General features: G+C 62.7%; 14 protein-coding genes. 5 read left to right on the forward strand and 9 right to left on the reverse strand.

Annotation, left to right across the window (positions count from 1 at the left end; translation table 11 throughout):
- The first annotated feature begins 74 nt into the window (after nucleotides 1-74).
- The gene (locus ACKAMS_RS10185) at nucleotides 75-1136 is read left to right on the forward strand and encodes an alpha/beta hydrolase (protein WP_408988968.1); all 1062 of its coding nucleotides are present in this window, start codon (nucleotides 75-77) and stop codon (nucleotides 1134-1136) included.
- 7 nt (nucleotides 1137-1143) lie between these two features.
- On the opposite strand, the gene ACKAMS_RS10190 is transcribed toward ACKAMS_RS10185, so the two are convergent.
- Nucleotides 1144-1470: a helix-turn-helix domain-containing protein gene (locus ACKAMS_RS10190; RefSeq protein WP_197941492.1), complete on the reverse strand. Its 327-nt coding sequence runs from the start codon at nucleotides 1468-1470 to the stop codon at nucleotides 1144-1146.
- A gap of 56 nt (nucleotides 1471-1526) precedes the next feature.
- On the opposite strand from ACKAMS_RS10190, the gene ACKAMS_RS10195 reads away from it, so the two are divergent.
- On the forward strand, nucleotides 1527-2411 hold the full coding sequence (locus tag ACKAMS_RS10195; protein WP_080910276.1) for an SDR family oxidoreductase: 885 nt from the start codon (nucleotides 1527-1529) through the stop codon (nucleotides 2409-2411).
- Nucleotides 2412-2471: 60 nt separating this feature from the next.
- Here ACKAMS_RS10195 and ACKAMS_RS10200 read toward each other — a convergent pair whose 3' ends face one another.
- Entirely contained in the window at nucleotides 2472-2600 is a 129-nt protein-coding gene (locus ACKAMS_RS10200; RefSeq protein ID WP_003943237.1) for a hypothetical protein, read from the reverse strand.
- A 179-nt stretch (nucleotides 2601-2779) separates the two neighbouring features.
- Entirely contained in the window at nucleotides 2780-3352 is a 573-nt protein-coding gene (locus ACKAMS_RS10205; RefSeq protein ID WP_021333326.1) for a TetR/AcrR family transcriptional regulator, read from the reverse strand.
- 53 nt (nucleotides 3353-3405) lie between these two features.
- On the opposite strand from ACKAMS_RS10205, the gene ACKAMS_RS10210 reads away from it, so the two are divergent.
- Entirely contained in the window at nucleotides 3406-3843 is a 438-nt protein-coding gene (locus tag ACKAMS_RS10210) for a DUF2867 domain-containing protein (RefSeq protein WP_021333325.1), read from the forward strand.
- Here ACKAMS_RS10210 and ACKAMS_RS10215 read toward each other — a convergent pair whose 3' ends face one another.
- The 3 genes from ACKAMS_RS10215 to ACKAMS_RS10225 are packed head-to-tail and all read right to left on the reverse strand — an operon-like array spanning nucleotide 3844 to nucleotide 7743.
- A complete protein-coding gene (locus ACKAMS_RS10215; protein WP_408988969.1) occupies nucleotides 3844-5472 on the reverse strand; it encodes a cation:proton antiporter in 1629 nt (542 codons plus the stop codon).
- 37 nt (nucleotides 5473-5509) lie between these two features.
- Nucleotides 5510-6175, reverse strand: coding sequence for a YoaK family protein (locus ACKAMS_RS10220; RefSeq protein WP_019745905.1), 666 nt, complete (start codon nucleotides 6173-6175; stop codon nucleotides 5510-5512).
- A gap of 14 nt (nucleotides 6176-6189) precedes the next feature.
- Complete coding sequence (locus ACKAMS_RS10225) at nucleotides 6190-7743, reverse strand: MBL fold metallo-hydrolase (RefSeq protein WP_070385064.1); 1554 nt, start codon at nucleotides 7741-7743, stop codon at nucleotides 6190-6192.
- 244 nt (nucleotides 7744-7987) lie between these two features.
- On the opposite strand from ACKAMS_RS10225, the gene ACKAMS_RS10230 reads away from it, so the two are divergent.
- Entirely contained in the window at nucleotides 7988-8965 is a 978-nt protein-coding gene (locus ACKAMS_RS10230; protein WP_408988970.1) for an ABC transporter substrate-binding protein, read from the forward strand.
- A 2-nt stretch (nucleotides 8966-8967) separates the two neighbouring features.
- Here ACKAMS_RS10230 and ACKAMS_RS10235 read toward each other — a convergent pair whose 3' ends face one another.
- On the reverse strand, nucleotides 8968-9846 hold the full coding sequence (locus tag ACKAMS_RS10235) for an alpha/beta fold hydrolase (RefSeq protein ID WP_408988971.1): 879 nt from the start codon (nucleotides 9844-9846) through the stop codon (nucleotides 8968-8970).
- 82 nt (nucleotides 9847-9928) lie between these two features.
- On the opposite strand from ACKAMS_RS10235, the gene ACKAMS_RS10240 reads away from it, so the two are divergent.
- Nucleotides 9929-11869 carry a BTAD domain-containing putative transcriptional regulator gene (locus ACKAMS_RS10240; protein ID WP_408988972.1) on the forward strand — a complete coding sequence of 647 codons (1941 nt, stop codon included), beginning with the start codon at nucleotides 9929-9931 and terminating at the stop codon, nucleotides 11867-11869.
- Between the two features lie 10 nt (nucleotides 11870-11879).
- Here the strand turns inward: ACKAMS_RS10240 and ACKAMS_RS10245 are convergent, their stop codons facing one another.
- Both ACKAMS_RS10245 and ACKAMS_RS10250 read right to left on the reverse strand, forming a co-directional pair.
- Nucleotides 11880-13454: a carboxylesterase/lipase family protein gene (locus ACKAMS_RS10245; RefSeq protein WP_408988973.1), complete on the reverse strand. Its 1575-nt coding sequence runs from the start codon at nucleotides 13452-13454 to the stop codon at nucleotides 11880-11882.
- A gap of 112 nt (nucleotides 13455-13566) precedes the next feature.
- Nucleotides 13567-14895 (reverse strand): diacylglycerol kinase family protein, encoded by a 1329-nt coding sequence (locus ACKAMS_RS10250; RefSeq protein ID WP_020909604.1) that lies wholly within the window; start codon nucleotides 14893-14895, stop codon nucleotides 13567-13569.
- Nucleotides 14896-14996: the final 101 nt, after the last annotated feature.

Consider the following 14996-nt stretch of genomic DNA (forward strand, 5'->3'; position numbering starts at 1 on the left):
TCGAAGTTCCTGGATATTTGTCCAGTTCTTTCGTAACGTACAAGCGACGGGTGATCAGCCGACGGAAGGCGAGTATGTCCACGGAGAAGATGTCTGTCCAAGATCGTGTTGCGCGGGTGGTGCTCGATGTCGTTGGCGCCTTACCGACCGGCGCGCAGCGCATTCTCGGTGGCAAGCCGAAGGAGATCGACGGACAGACTCTGCACCCCGAGATCCAGCTTGCACTGCGATTGCTCTCGGCAGTGGAAGGTACGAGCTTCGAGCATCTTCCGGTCGAAGAGGGACGAGCTCAGATCGACGCCGAATCGCGACTGTTCGGCGGTACGCCCATCGACATCGAAACGGTTCGCGACCTCGAGATCCCGGCCGGGGACCACGCGATTTCCGCTCGGCTGTATCGCCCGGCCGGGGTCTTTACGCCCGCTCCACTTTTGGTGTACTTCCACGGCGGCGGGTTCGTCCTCGGCAGCCTCGAGAGCGGCGACAGTGTGTGCCGCTTCCTGGCCCGCCACGGCGAAGTCAGTGTGCTGTCGGTGGACTACCGGCTGGCACCGGAGTTCCCCTTTCCCGCCGGGATCGACGACGCCGTCGCCGCATTCCGGTACTGCGTCGAACATGCCGCGGAACTGGGCGCCGATCCGAAATCCATTGCAGTGGTCGGAGACAGCGCCGGCGGGAACCTGGCTGCCGTCGTCGCGCAGTCCACGACCGAAGACGACGTCAAACCCGCATTCCAACTGCTCTTCTTTCCCTGGGTGGACCTTTCGTCGAAGCGCCCGTCGCACAAGATGTTCGGCACCGACTTCTTTCTCACCGACGCCCAACTCGACTGGTATGCAGCCCATTACCTGTCGGGCGGCACTTCGGCTCTCGACCCGCGAGTCTCACCGCTGCTCGCTCCGGACCTGGCCGGCCTACCGCCCGCGTACGTTGCGGTCGCCGGTTTCGACCCACTACGCGACGAGGGCGAAGCGTATGCGAACCGGCTGCGAGAGGCCGGAGTCCCGGTCGCACTGAGGCGCCACAGCGGTTTGATCCATGCCTTCGTCAACACCACCGGCGTCGGCCACACCGGACAAGACGCGATGTTCGAGGCCTGTGGCGCTCTGCGAGTTGGACTTTCGGGCCCGCGCTGAGGGCACGTCAGGAAACGGGGAGTGCCAGATCCGCCCACTCGACCATCGCTTCGAGCACGGAGCGCAGTTCCATCCCCGTCGCGGTGAGTTCGTACTCCACTCGCGGCGGCACCTCGGCGTAAGCAGTCCGGGTCACCAGATAGAACTCCTCGAAACGTTTGAGCCTGGCCGACAGTGTCCTTGGACTGATGCCGGGCAAAGCGCGTCGTAGTTCCGTGAAGCGCATGGGGCCGTGCGTGAGCTCACGAACGATCAGCGTTGCCCACGGTCCGTCCAGGACCAGCAGGAAGCGCGCGACGCCGCACTCCGGAAGAACGTGACCTGATTCACTCATCGATTCTCCATTAGTTCACTTGAAGTAACTGGTTCCCAATCTGAACTATAGGCGTCATGACTTACACAGTGCATGGCGCCACCGGCGCACAGGGCTCTCCCGTTCTCGCAGGATTGGTCGCGGCTCTCGCCGGATCGGCAGGGGCCGAAGTCCGAGCAATCACCCGTAACCCTGACCAGACGTTCGAGGGTGCGAACACCGTCGTCGCGGACAATGCGTCAGTCGACTCTCTCGCCGACGCTTATCGCGGGGCGGACGGGGTGTTCTTTCACCTGCCACTCGCCGGCGACACCGAGACGCTAGCTGGTTATGCCCACAATGTTCTGGCTGCAGCGAGAGCGGCGCGCCCTTCGCGGTTCGTGATCTCTACCAGCGGCACGGTGATCGGCGACGCTACTTCGCCGCTTGCCGGTCCCAACACACCCGTTCTCTCCGAGCTCGTCGACGGACTTCGCGCCGAAGGCATCGCGGTGACCGTTCTGACCCCACGTTTGTTCCTCGAGAATCTTCTTCTGCCCACTGTGCTGTCGGGAGTGAAAGACGAAGGCGTCCTGCGTTACCCACTGCGTGCCGATCTCGCGGTCGCATGGAGTTCACATCTCGACGTCGCTGATGCAGCCGTCGCGGCCCTGACTCTCGACGTAGCACCGGACGCGGTCGACGTCGGACAGATTCCGGCGATCACCGGTATCGAATTGGCCGAGGCATTCGCCGAACACTTCTCGCGCGCGGTAACTTTCGAAGCAGTGACACCCGATGCCTTCGGTGCATCGATTGCGCCGATCATCGGAGCGGGTGCAGCAGCCGGGGTTTCCCAGCTCTACACGGGACTCGAATCTGCCGACAGCGTCGCGTTCGACTCCGCGACGGGTTCTACTGCTGCCCTGGGTATCACTGCCCGCAGTACGCGGGCCTGGCTGGCAGATCTCGGGGTGAACTGACCGGACAACGCAAAAGGCCGGCTCCGCGAAGTATCGCGTGGAGCCGGCCGATTTCCGGGGTTACCGGTGCGTGCGGGTCTTCAACTGGCGGTTCAGCTGCCGACTCCCGAAGTCCAGACCGGCACCGTCACTGGTGGCCAGCACGGTGAGTCCAGCGGCGACCAGCAACGAAATAAGCACAACGCTCATGGTGAGTCACCTTTCTTCCTGTCGTGAAACGGTTTTGCGCCTCCGGGAAATGCCGACATATCCGGCACCCCACTTCAGCTGACCTCAAAGTATCTGTAACTATGGGTTACGCGCAATGTGTGGTCCCTCACCTGAAAGCGCAGGGTGATGCGCAGATCACGCTGCATTCGATGGCGGACTTACCCGGCCAGAACCATGCTCACGAACTCGTCGGCGAGCGCGTGAGCGTCCGCACCGCTGCCAGGAACCACATCTGGCGCACTGTGCACCAATTGCATCTGCCCCAGGTACATCGAATAGGCAAGTACGCCACGATGTTCCGCTTTCTGCCTGTCCATCCCCAGATCGACCAACAACGTCACGATGTAGGCGACTCGACGCTCGGTGACACGTCGAACCGCCGCCGAAACCACAGGATGGTCGATCCCGGCAAGCAGTTCCAACTCCGCACGGCGACCGGCCAGTCCGGTTGTGACCGCGTCGACCAGGCGACGCAACCTCACCTCTGCCGGTTCGCCGGAGGCCTCGACGGAAGAGATCAGTCGCTCGGTTGCCAGAACTTCCCATCGATCGAGCGCAGCCTGCAGCAATTCGTCACGGTTCGCAAAATGCCAATAGAAGGAACCCTTGGTCGATCCCAGCGTGCGTGCCACCTTCTCCACAGCGACGGCACCTGGCCCGTGGCTGGTCAGAGCCTCGAAAGCAGCATCGATCCACTGATCGCGGGAGAGTCGGGCGCGGGCATTCGTCACCTCCGTACGGTACCGTATGGGTAAGTTCCATACGGCACCGTACGGAGGATGAAATGACACTCGCATTCAAGGCAATGCCTGCACCGGACTGGGCTGAAGCCACCACGATCACCATCCCGTCTGTTCCGACCCATACTTCCGAAGAGTGGGCGCAGGCAGTCTTCGACGTCAGGAATGTCCCCGCACCAGTCCTCGCGATGTTCTGGCTCAGGGAGCGGGTAGTCGGACTGCTCGGCATCGCCAAGGGACGCCCGGACACCTTTGCCGTCGACAAGATCGCCGACGGCGAGGCTCTCATCGAGGCGGACGAGAAACACCTACGATTCGTCGCCTCGGTTCAGGCCGACAACGACGCCGGTCTCCTGCACGTCGTCACTGCCGTGGAGCTGAAGAACCGCGCGGGCCGAATCTACTTCGCACCAGTTCAGGTACTGCACGGCGTGATCACGCGGGCAATGATGACGTCTGCTCGAAAGAGACTGTGCACGTGATCAACCGTCCGGACCGCCCTTGAGTTCGAGGCTGATCTGATCGGCGTCCAGCGCGGCCAGTGCCGATCCGAGCATCCGTGCGTCGAACAGGCCGTCGTCCCGCGCGTCGAGTAGCGCTTGGCGCTGCGCGTCGATCACGTCGAGCCGGGTCTTCTTCTTCGACTGCCCCTCGGGTGGAACGAAACTCGCAGAAGCATCCTCGAGTAGAGCGAGCAAACGTCGATGTTCGTCGAATTCGGAATCGGTGAGGTCCTGCGCTGCCGGACCGACCGCCACTACGACGCGCTTCAACGTCCCACCCTGAAGGATCAACGAGCCGGCTGCGACCAGGAACGCCACCAAGATCAGAAGCGATCGACTCGGAGTGTCTTCCGGAAGAGTCTGCGCGGCAGCCAGAGTGACCGCTCCGCGCATACCGGCCCAGATGACGATCGTCCCTTCACGCCATCCCAACGGCGCGGCAAGGTAGTAATCGATATCGGCAACCGTCCGCCGCACCCGAATCTTGAACCGTTCCATCTGATTCGCCGAAGGCGCCCGGCGCCTGCTACGCCGTCCTTCGTCCGGTGGGTAATCCTCCGGATTGTCGAGACGATTCGCGATGTCGGAGAGTCTGGGTTTCATGCGTTCGCGAAAGTTTGCCCGCGCTTGGAGTGCTCGCAGGAGCGGCGCGACGTACAGAGCCCGAACCAAGATCGTGAGGAACAGTGCACCCGCAGCGACGAAGAATGCGGTGGGTATTCCCTCGTGGTCGACCCGGACATCGTCGACTATCGACGAGAGTTCGAGGCCCATCACCAGGAAGATCGCACCTTCGAGGACCAGTTCGACTGTGCGCCAGTTCTGGGAGTCCGACAACCGATGACGCGGCGAGAGCTTCCGAGGAGCGTCGTAGCCGGTGACGAGCCCGGCCACGACGGCAGCAACCAACCCCGATGCACCCAACTCTTCGGCGGGGATCGCGGCCAGAAACGGCACCGTGAACGAGATGACCGTGTTGACCGTCGAGTCGGTGACACGGGCACGAACCATCAGGTTGACCTTGCCGACGACAACACCGATGACCGCGGCCACGACGACGGCAAAAGCGAACTTGCCCAACACACTCCACAGCGATACCGACGCGGCCGCTCCGGCGATGGCAGTACGCAACAGGACCAGAGCGGTAGCGTCGTTGAGCAGGCTTTCGCCTTCGAGGATCGACACCACCCGCGGCGAGACCGGGAGTTTCTTGACGATGGACGTCGCGACGGCATCCGTCGGGCTCACAATCGCGCCGAGTGCAATGCCCCACCAGATGCCGAGTCCTGGTATCACCCAGGAGAAGAACACACCCAGAACAAGCGCACTCACCACGACGAGGAGAACTGAGAGCCCACCGATAGCACCGAATTCACGCCGAAACTCCATCGACGGCATCGAGACCGAAGCTGAGTACAGCAGCGGCGGAAGCACACCCGCGAGAATCCATTCCGGATCGATGTCCACTGCTGGGACAAAGGGGAGGAGGCTGACAACGATCCCGGCCATCACCAGAATCAGCGGCGCCGCGACTCCGATCCGCGCCCCCAGCGTCGAGGCGGTGACGATTCCGAGTAGTCCCAGCACAACGATGATCAGAGCATCCACAGTTCCCCCGCACTCCGGCTTGTGTACCCCGCTCTTTTTACACCTGTGCCGGCGCCGGGGGCGAGACCCGCCACGCGACGGCGATCAGAAGAACCGTGAATGCCGAAGCAGGCCACAGAGCGTGAAGGCCGATCCACCGATGAACGAGCGCACCGACTACCGCGCCCGCGATCAACCCCGCGCACATCCCGAAGTGCTGCAGCCACGCCCACTTCGGGCCGCCCAGAAAGGCTCCGGTGAGACGCTGGCCCATCTTGACCAGCGCACCGGTCATGTACGTGACACCGATCGTCACCTCACCGTCGCGTTGGAACACCGAGTTGACGGCTCCCATCGCCAGGGCCATCGCCGAAATCGCGCCTGGGGTGACGTCGAGGCTGCTCATCACCGAACCGATGGCCAGCAGTCCAGCCACAACCGCAAGCACTGTGACCTTGCGGGTCCGGACGGAGTACCGCTCCGTGAAGTGGGTGACGACGGTTCCCAGCGCGATTCCCAGGAGGAAGAGCACGATGATGCCGCCTGCCACCCGCGCGGTCGACCACACCCCGTCGGCAAATGCGACGCTCGCCTGCGTCATGTTGCCGCTCATGAACGAAACGAAAGGCCCACCGAGCGTGATGAATCCGAGCGCGTCGACGTAACCGGCCAACCCGGCGAGCGCTGTCGCCAGGCCGATCAGCGACCTGCTGTATCCCGTCACCCGACGAGCTCGGTTCAGCTCAGCTTGCTGGTGCGCAGCTCGTGGCCCTTGGACGTCTTGCAGCGGCCGGTCTCGAGATCCCACTGCCAGCCGTGCAGATCGCAGGTGAGGTTGGTGCCGTCGACGACACCGAACTTCGACAGGTCAGCCTTGAGGTGGGGGCAACGACGCTGAATCTCGTAGCCACCCAACTCGATAGACGCGCTGTCGTCGTGCGCCTCGGCGAACCAGCCGTCGGCGTATGCGATGCGCTCGTCGGTGAGGCACTTGAAGAACGTGTAGAGGAACTCGTTGTACCCACCGATGCGCCACGCCGTGAAGCGTGTCGACAGGAAAATGGTGTTGACCCAGTCTGGCTCGTCGTCACGCAGAACGGTGCGAACCAGTTCGGGAGCAATGCGGAAGCCGTAGCGGTACTTACCTTCTCCGTCGATGGGCTCGCGAACGATCCGCTTCGGGAAGTCGAGGACGACAGTCTCCTCTCCCATCACGAGTCCGACGGGGTAGCCGATTCCGTCGCAGATCAGATCGGACTGCGCCATGATCGGCTCGAACTTGGCCTTCAGACCGTCGAGCAGCGGCTCGCCTTCGGCCGGAGCCCACGTAGCCTTCTGCGCGGCGATGACCGGTGCCATCTTCTGCGCCATCTTCTCGATGTACTCGGCCTTGTTCGAGAAGATCTTGTCGACGTCCGCTTCCGGGATGGGATGTGTCAGGGCGACCTTCTCGCTTCCGCGAAGTTCGACGGCCGAGCCGGGGATCATCAGCAGACCACGATCGTTGCCGTTGATGCGCATCTGCTCGAGGAACGTGATCTGGTCGGGGAAGATGTTTCCCTCGTCGCCGTGATCGTCGTTGAGGTAACGCAGGTCGTCGTCGAGGAAGACCGGCGGGCCGGCCGACGGGACAACCCACGCAGCGTCGACCTGGGCGATGTAGTTGCGGCAGCGGTCCATGCCGCGCTGACGCTTCTGCTTGCCGAAGTTGCGCTTGGTGCCCTTCGGGATGTCGTAGACCATCGGGTACCAGATCGCGCCCGAGTACTGCAGCAGATGGATGTCGACCTTCCCGAAGGCGTCGGTCAGCGGGTCGAGGTCGACGGGCCTGGCGTCGTTCATGTTGAAACAGGTGGTCTCCCCGTCCGAGACGACCAGGCCCGAGTCACCGATCGGACCGTCCGCCGGAGCGCGCAGAGCGATGATCATGATGTCGAGATCGCCCTTGGGACCGCTGACAGTGTGCTTGACGGAGTCTTCCGTCTCGAAGAACTTGTGGAAGCCGAGCTTCTCGAGCTCACGCTTGAGGTCCGGCACCGGGTAATCGGGGAGCAGGACGGTGGCGTCCTTGTTGACGTGCGCGATCAGGTTCTTCGGATCGAAGTGGTCCTTGTGCAAGTGCGAGACGTAGAGGTAGTCGCAATTGCCCAGCGCGTCCCAGTCCAGCTCGGTGTTGTCGGGGAACGGCACCCAGGACGCGAAATACGTCGGGGTCACCCATGGATCACACAGGATGGATCCGGCCTCGGTCTGGATGTGAAATCCTGCGTGGCCGACGCTGGTGATCTGCATTGCAACCTCCGAAATCGTACTGCTGGTGCACCCAGCATAGTCGGCGCCATCAGGGCCAAATCGCGATCGAGGAGGCGGCCGGTTGTGACGTCATGCACGTCAAAGGTCGAAAGTGGGTTGTGATTCAGGCGGGCCGGTGACGCCGACAACACTCGGCACGCTGGCGTGTTCGCCGTATTTCTTGGCGCTCGTGGGAGCTGTTTCGCCATTCCTCGAGGAAACCTCTAAGGCTAACCTAACAAGCATGACTCGACTTCTTTCTCCCTCCACGACCGATCGCGACTACTGGGCGATCGTGGACAACCTGACGCGGCGCGGTTTCTTCGGCGTCGGCGCGGGCGTCGCTGCAGCCGCGTTTCTCACCGCCTGCAGCAGCACGGAAAGTTCGACGCCCGATAACGCGGAGACCTTCGAGTTCACACGCGGCGACGAGAAGCTGATCATTCCGACGGACCCCCAGAACGTCGTTGCCCTCGATCCACGCGACGGCCTCGAATTGTCGATCCTTGCGGGGTACCCGGTGACCGCCTACCCGACCGGCGCCGCCGAACACCTTCGCCGCGAGGTCCCGGATGCCACCGGTGTCGAGATTTTCGCCGAAGGTGCTTCGGATCCCAACTTCGAATACATCTCGGCCCTCGGCGCAGACCTTCTCGTCCTCAGCGCCGGCTGGTGGGACACCGGGTCGTACGGCAACGACCGGATGCAGCAGATTGCACCGGTACTGCCCGTCGGCAAGGACTTCACCCCGGAGTGGCGCAAAGTCATGTCGGACTTCCTCACCGGCATCGGGCGCAGCGATCGCGCCGAAGAAGTACTCGCCGAGTACGACGCCCATGTAGCTCAGGTCCGCCCGACCGTCGAACCGCTGATGGCCGGCAAGAAGGTTGCCTTCGTCGCCGCCGCCGAGGATCAGATCGCGTGGTTCCAGAACGATTTCCGCACCGCCGTCGCCGAGGACCTCGGGTTCGAGGTGCTCCGTGATGGCCCCGACCTTCGCGTGATGCTCGGGTCGGAGCAGTTCAACCGTCTCGAAGAAGCCGACGTCATCTTCGCCTTGGATCGCAGCGCCTCCGGCAGCGTGTACACCTCGCCGACGTGGCAGCGCCTGCCCGCCGCACAGGCCGGTCGCGTGATTCCGTTCGACTACTACAAGGCCGCGGGATACGCCTTGACCGCCAAGGTCCTGGTCGACGACTTGGCGGCCGGGGTCAAGCGCTAGAACTACCTTTTCAGCAGAGTGCGGATCGCCTCGACCACTTCGGCAGGCGCCTCTTCTGCCATGAAGTGACCTGCGGACAGCGTGCGGTGCTCGAGATCGGGCGCCCACGCTTTCCACAGGGCCTCGGCGTCGTAACCGAGCATCGAACCCCAGTCCTGCTGAATGACCGTGACCGGCATGTGCAGTTGGTTGCCAGCATCGCGATCGGCCTGATCGTGTTCGATGTCGATGCCTGCCGACGCCCGGTAATCGGCAACGATCGACGGCACCGCCTCCCGTGAGGCGCGCAGGTATTCCGCCCGCACGTCTACCGGAATCGCTTCGCGGTTCTGCGTCCACACGTCGAGAAAGTGCTCGAAGAACGCGTCGGCGCTGGCGCTGATCATCTGCTCGGGAAGACCAGGTGGCTGAGCCATGAGATAGAGATGGAATGCCACAGCAGCATTCGATCCGTGCAGGACGTCCCACATATCCAAGGTCGGGAGCCCGTCCAGCGAACCGAGCTGTGTGATCACATCCGGGTGGTCCAGCCCAGCTCTGACGGCAACCAGCGCACCACGATCGTGGCCGACGAGGGCGAACTTCTCGTGTCCCAGCTTCTTCGCCACCTCGACAATGTCGGCAGCCATTGTTCTTTTGGAATAGGTGTCCGGGTTTTCCTCGACCGGTTTGTCGCTGGCTCCGTATCCGCGGAGATCTGGGCAGATGACGGTGTGAACCGACGCCAACGCAGTGGCGACGTGACGCCACATGAGGTGCGTCTGGGGGAAACCGTGAAGAAGGACGAGTGGTGTTCCGTTTCCGCCGACCGCGACGTTGAGCCGCACCCCGTCTGTTGTGGAAATCTGCTGATAGTCGAAGCCTGGAATGGTGATCGTCATCGGTCGCTCTCGTTCGTCGGGGTGATGGCAATCAGCCTCGCCGTAGTCGATGAGCATTCGATGAGCGCGATAACGTGGGGAAATGCGAGACCACACATTTTTCGGAGTTCTCGGACCCGTGGTCGCGTGGAACAATTCGTCAGGGTTGATCGATCTGAAGGGCCCGCGACACCGAGCGGTTCTCGCTCGTCTGATCATTGCCCGAGGACGTGTTGTTCCGGTGGACGTGATTGTCGACGACTTCTGGGTCGATCCTCCGGCCGGGGCTACCAGTGCAATACGTACGTTCGTTTCCGCACTGAGGCGCGCGCTCGAACCGGATCGTGCCCCGCGAACGAAGCCGAAAGTCATTGTCACCGAAGGCCCTGGCTACGCCTTTCGTACTGCACCCGACGCGGTCGACGCTTGGGAATTCGAAAGACTGGTACGTGAAGCCGCCGATTCGACGCCGGCGCAATCACTCGAACTGCTCCGAACCGCGCTCCAACTGTGGAGAGGGCCGGCCTACGCGGAGTTCGCCGAAGAACCGTGGGCTCGATCGGAGCGGTCACGCCTCGAGGAACTGCGTCTGACTGCCGTCGAACGCTTCGCATCCGCGCAACTCGATCTCGGGCGAACTGCCGAAGCGATTCCCGATCTGGACGCCCACGTCACGGAACACCCTTGGCGCGAGGACGGTTGGCGACTACTCGCTCTCGCGCTGTACCGGTCCAACCGTCAAGGCGATGCTCTGGCAGTCCTACGTCGCGCACGCGAGCTACTCGCCGAAGAGTTGGGCATCGACCCCGGGCCACGACTGACCGACCTCGAGTCCGACATTCTCCGCCGCGAAAACCACCTGGATCCTGTAGCGGCAGAACAGATCTTCACTCAGGTTTCGGCAGCGTACGACCGGACCGTAGCGGCAGGATCGAAATCGAGATTGGAGTCAACCGTCGGTCTCCTCCGAAGTTTGGCAGTTACGGGCGGAAGCGGACTCGAGACTGCCCGAAACCAACGACTGACAATCATCGGTGCCGCTGAACAATTGGACGATGTCGAACTCACCGCACGGATCATCGGCAACTACGACGTGCCCGGAATCTGGACACGATCCGACGATCCTCGGCAGGCTGCGCAGATCGTCGCGGCCGCTCAGCGCACCCTCGATCGACTTCCGGTCGGCAACGAACCCGCTCGGGCCAGACTGTTGGCGACAATTGCACTCGAATCGCGCGGACTGTCCGGTCATCGTGGGCTCGAATGTGCCCGCGCTGCAGTGCAGATCAGTCGTTCTCTCGACGATCCAGGTCTCCTGGCTTTCGCTCTGAACGGATTGTTCATGCAGACGTTCTGGACTACCGGTCTGGCCTCCGAGCGCGACGGCATCGGCCGTGAACTGGTCGACCTCTCCGCTCGACACGGACTGTCCACCTTCGAGATTCTCGGACATCTCATCCGTATGCAAGCCCTCAGCGCACTGGGGCAATTCGACGCAGCCGAGCTACACGCCGAGACAGTTGATCGATTGGCCGGACGTCACGAACGGCCGTTGGCAGCGGTGTTCACCACCTGGTTTCGCGCTATGCGAACGGCCACTACCGGCGCAGAAGCGGCGCACTGCGAGAAGCTGTACGAAGCTGCGGCGGTGAACCTTTCCGGTTCCGGCATGCCGGGTCTCGAGGACGGCATACTCCCTCTCGCAATTCTCGCCCTCCGTGTGTGGCGGGGACTGCCGGCAATTTTCGACCCGGCTACGCAGTGGGGCCCGTACGAACCCTGGGCCCGGCCACACCTGCTCATCGCACAGGGGCAGGCGAACGAAGCTGCGAAGGCCGTCGAGGCATTGCCGGACCCGCCCAAAGACCTACTCTCCGAGGCACTGTGGTGCTTGACTGCCGCGGCGGCCACTGCAGTCGGCGACAGTCGAGTCAAGGAGCGTGCTCGAGCGGCGCTCTTACCTGCCGCCGCCGAAATTGCCGGCGCCGGAAGCGGAATGCTCACAGCGGGACCCGTCTCGCACTATCTCGCCACACTGCAGTAGACCGGAACCATCAGGTGAATGCAATCACCGTGTCGCCCCACGCCTCCCGGATTTCGCAATCCAGATCAGCGACGACGGCATCGTGCTTGTCGATCAACAGTGTCGAGCGTGTGTCGGTGTCGTAAGTTGGCCATCCCGGGTCCGCACCCAGTTCACGATCGGCCCCGGTGCCGTAATCACCTGCAGCTCTGGCGAAATCCAGCCACCTCGCCTGCATGCGCTCTGACACGTGACGCGCCGCGCTCAGCCCACCCAATTTGTAGGTGATGTCCCGCGCTCCGTGATTGATGTTGCCGAAGACGTAGGCAAGTTCGGTCCCGTGGGTCGCACCAATTTTCAGCGCCTTGAGCATCGGCGGCGCGTAGTCGAATCGGTACAACCAGGTCGGTGCAATCTTGCTGTGCGCCTCGGCAATCCACAGCGTGGGCAAACGAAATCCGAAGTCACGGGTCAGCCCGAGACCAGCGCCCAGCTTGGACAGCCCCGAATACGCGCCTTCGATCTGCGAATGATCGGGTAGCTCGAGCCCAGGGTGCTCGTCGGCGATCTCCGCGAACATCGACGTGATCACGACGGGATCGATCGGCATCAACGGCGATTTCATCATCCGGAAGAGCGAAGATTCGTCTTTGTTGGTTCCGATGATCAGCGGAATCGGGTGTGCACTGCCGTGACGGAACGCGCGCACCGGGTAATCAGGGAGCAGATCACCGTCGACGATCGGCGCGAACGCCAAAGTGCCGGGCGTCTCCTGAGGGACGCGAGCAAACAGTTCGTCTGACGGCCCGATCATGTCTTCGGCAGACGTGGACCGCAATAGACCCAGATCGCCACCGCCGCTGAAGATCTCCAGAAACAGCTTCGCGACGATCTCGCCACGTTCACTCCCGTACACCGAAGTGGCGGGGGAACTCTCGGCGATAGCGCGATGAAACAGGCCACGGGCGGACAGCACGGTCATCAGCGTCGTCACAGCGCCGCCACCTGCCGACTCGCCGAACAACGTCACCCGATTCGGATCACCACCGAAGGCCGCGATGTTGCCTTGAACCCATTGCAGCGCTGCAATCATGTCGCGGAGAGCGACATTGGGTTCGAAGGTGTGTTCTTCCGAGTTGAAGGACGAGAAATCGACGAAGCCGAACACACCGATGCGGTAGTTGATCGAGACGACGACAACGTCACCGTTCTCAGCCAATGTGGTTGCGTCGAAAAGTGGTTGGCTGGATGCTCCGCGAAAGTACGCACCGCCGTGAATCCAGACCATGACCGGTTTACCCGGCGCATCAGAGCCGACGGGGCCCGGCGCCCATACGTTGAGAAACAGGCAGTCTTCATCCATCGGAACGTTCTCACCGAGCGGGATCATCGCAAGTCGACTTTGCGGTTCACACGGACCGAATTCTGTTGCGTCTTGAATCTCGGTCCACGGCTGTGGCGGAACGGGTGCGCGGAAACGCAACGACCCGACCGGAGGTGCCGCGTAGCGGATCCCCTTCCAACTCGATACCGCACCTTCCGTGGATCCACGAACCGGCCCGTACGTTGTCTCGACTACCGGCGCTTCGCTGGGTGTGATCGTCATTCGATTGCTCCTCGAGGATCCGTACCGGCCCTCAATGCTGCCAGCATCCGGTGCAAATCGGACATGTTTGCCGGATTCACTCTGCTGGCAGTCATGCAAGGCTATCGCCAGGTCATGCGCCGGATTTCGTGAACTTAGCCAACTCTCGCAATCGGACCAGATCCCAGGCATGCCTGGGCCTACGGACGCCCGGACGGTCTCGGGGGACTCTGACTCTCAGTGCCTGCGGGCTGACCGTGCACCTGACGGGAGTCGGCATCACCAGAGCCTCACCGTCGACGCCGACCGGAATCTCGTCGGTGTCGGCGTCGATGATCACCTCGAATCCGGTGCCCTGAGCCAGGCCTCGTTGATGCGCCCGATGGAGTAACCCGACGGCCTGACGGGCGCTGCCGACGGAGATCGCCACGATCCCGAGAGTGCCCCGGTCCAATCGCGGGCGATGACCGAGCCCCGCCAAGTCGTTCATCTCGTACGGTCCGTTGCTGACCAGAACCGCCTGTGGACCCACCGCGGACACGCTCGGGGAGCGCGCGGTCAGCACCGCTCCGGCGCGTCCGGCGAGCAGATCCGGGAGTTTCTGCAGGAAGGTGCTGGTTTTGGCGTCGCGGTACTCCGGACTCTGGACAACTTCGGCGTATGCCCCGAACGATGCGTTGTTGACGAAGGTTCGACCGCCGACATTACCCAGATCCACCGTCACCTCGACGCCGTCGACAAGAGCGTCGAGGCACCGTGACGGATCGTCGAGGTCGAGACCCAGATCCGCGGCGAAGTGATTGCGCGTCCCGGCGCTGACGACCAGGAAGGGCAGATCGTGTTCGGCCGCGACAGCGGCAACCAACGCCTGAGTTCCGTCGCCACCGGCAACACCGAGTAGGTCGGCGCCGTCCGCGACCGCCTGCCTGGCCAAGGCCGTCACGTCGATCTTCTCCGGCCCCTCGAGCAGTACGACCGTGGCCCCTCGTTCCTCGGCCTTGCGTTTCAAGTCGAACTTCTCGACCTTGCCACCGCCGGAGTTCGGATTCATCACGAAGAACGGTTTGGCGGGCGGCGGCGCCGGTCGCTCGACCACCGGCAGTTCCTTCTCCTCCCCCTCCAAAGCGGCGCGGGCGCAGATACCGGCTATGACGAACAATCCGATCGAGAGCAGCACCACCCACAAGAGGCGTTCTCGGATCAGGAAGGCGAGCACCACGATCGGCGTCAGAACCGCCACAGCCAACGAGATCCAGCGGAGGAATCCGCGGGTGGTCAGAAACCAGTACACCGCTACGACGCACACGACCACCCCACCGATCCCCAGGATCAGCATGGTCAAGGTTTTCAGTCCGGCGAAAATCAGGAGCACCACGACGGCAAGAACCAGCGCAGCAAATGCCGCGCGCGCCAACCAACTCTGTTTCGACGAGGGCCGATCCGTGCGGACAGGGGTCGTCATCGAGCCACCTCCCGCAGTTCGCCTCGTCGGATATTCAACTGTTGATATTGCCGTGTCTGTCTCCTCAGGACTAGCCAATTACCTACCCTCGGAAACCCACT

The organism is Rhodococcus sp. 5A-K4, from assembly GCF_046097995.1.
Taxonomy (GTDB): Bacteria; Actinomycetota; Actinomycetes; order Mycobacteriales; family Mycobacteriaceae; genus Rhodococcus_F; species Rhodococcus_F erythropolis.

Excerpts from the sequence above, each read along its gene's own strand:
- ACKAMS_RS10210 (WP_021333325.1), top strand. The coding sequence starts at position 3,406 with ATGACACTCGCATTCAAGGCAATGCCTGCACCGGACTGGGCTGAAGCC.
- ACKAMS_RS10225 (WP_070385064.1), bottom strand. The coding sequence starts at position 7,743 with ATGCAGATCACCAGCGTCGGCCACGCAGGATTTCACATCCAGACCGAG.
- ACKAMS_RS10200 (WP_003943237.1), bottom strand. The coding sequence starts at position 2,600 with ATGAGCGTTGTGCTTATTTCGTTGCTGGTCGCCGCTGGACTCACCGTG.
- ACKAMS_RS10235 (WP_408988971.1), bottom strand. The coding sequence starts at position 9,846 with ATGACGATCACCATTCCAGGCTTCGACTATCAGCAGATTTCCACAACA.
- ACKAMS_RS10190 (WP_197941492.1), bottom strand. The coding sequence starts at position 1,470 with ATGAGTGAATCAGGTCACGTTCTTCCGGAGTGCGGCGTCGCGCGCTTC.
- ACKAMS_RS10240 (WP_408988972.1), top strand. The coding sequence starts at position 9,929 with ATGCGAGACCACACATTTTTCGGAGTTCTCGGACCCGTGGTCGCGTGG.
- ACKAMS_RS10230 (WP_408988970.1), top strand. The coding sequence starts at position 7,988 with ATGACTCGACTTCTTTCTCCCTCCACGACCGATCGCGACTACTGGGCG.
- ACKAMS_RS10245 (WP_408988973.1), bottom strand. The coding sequence starts at position 13,454 with ATGACGATCACACCCAGCGAAGCGCCGGTAGTCGAGACAACGTACGGG.
- ACKAMS_RS10185 (WP_408988968.1), top strand. The coding sequence starts at position 75 with ATGTCCACGGAGAAGATGTCTGTCCAAGATCGTGTTGCGCGGGTGGTG.
- ACKAMS_RS10250 (WP_020909604.1), bottom strand. The coding sequence starts at position 14,895 with ATGACGACCCCTGTCCGCACGGATCGGCCCTCGTCGAAACAGAGTTGG.
- ACKAMS_RS10195 (WP_080910276.1), top strand. The coding sequence starts at position 1,527 with ATGACTTACACAGTGCATGGCGCCACCGGCGCACAGGGCTCTCCCGTT.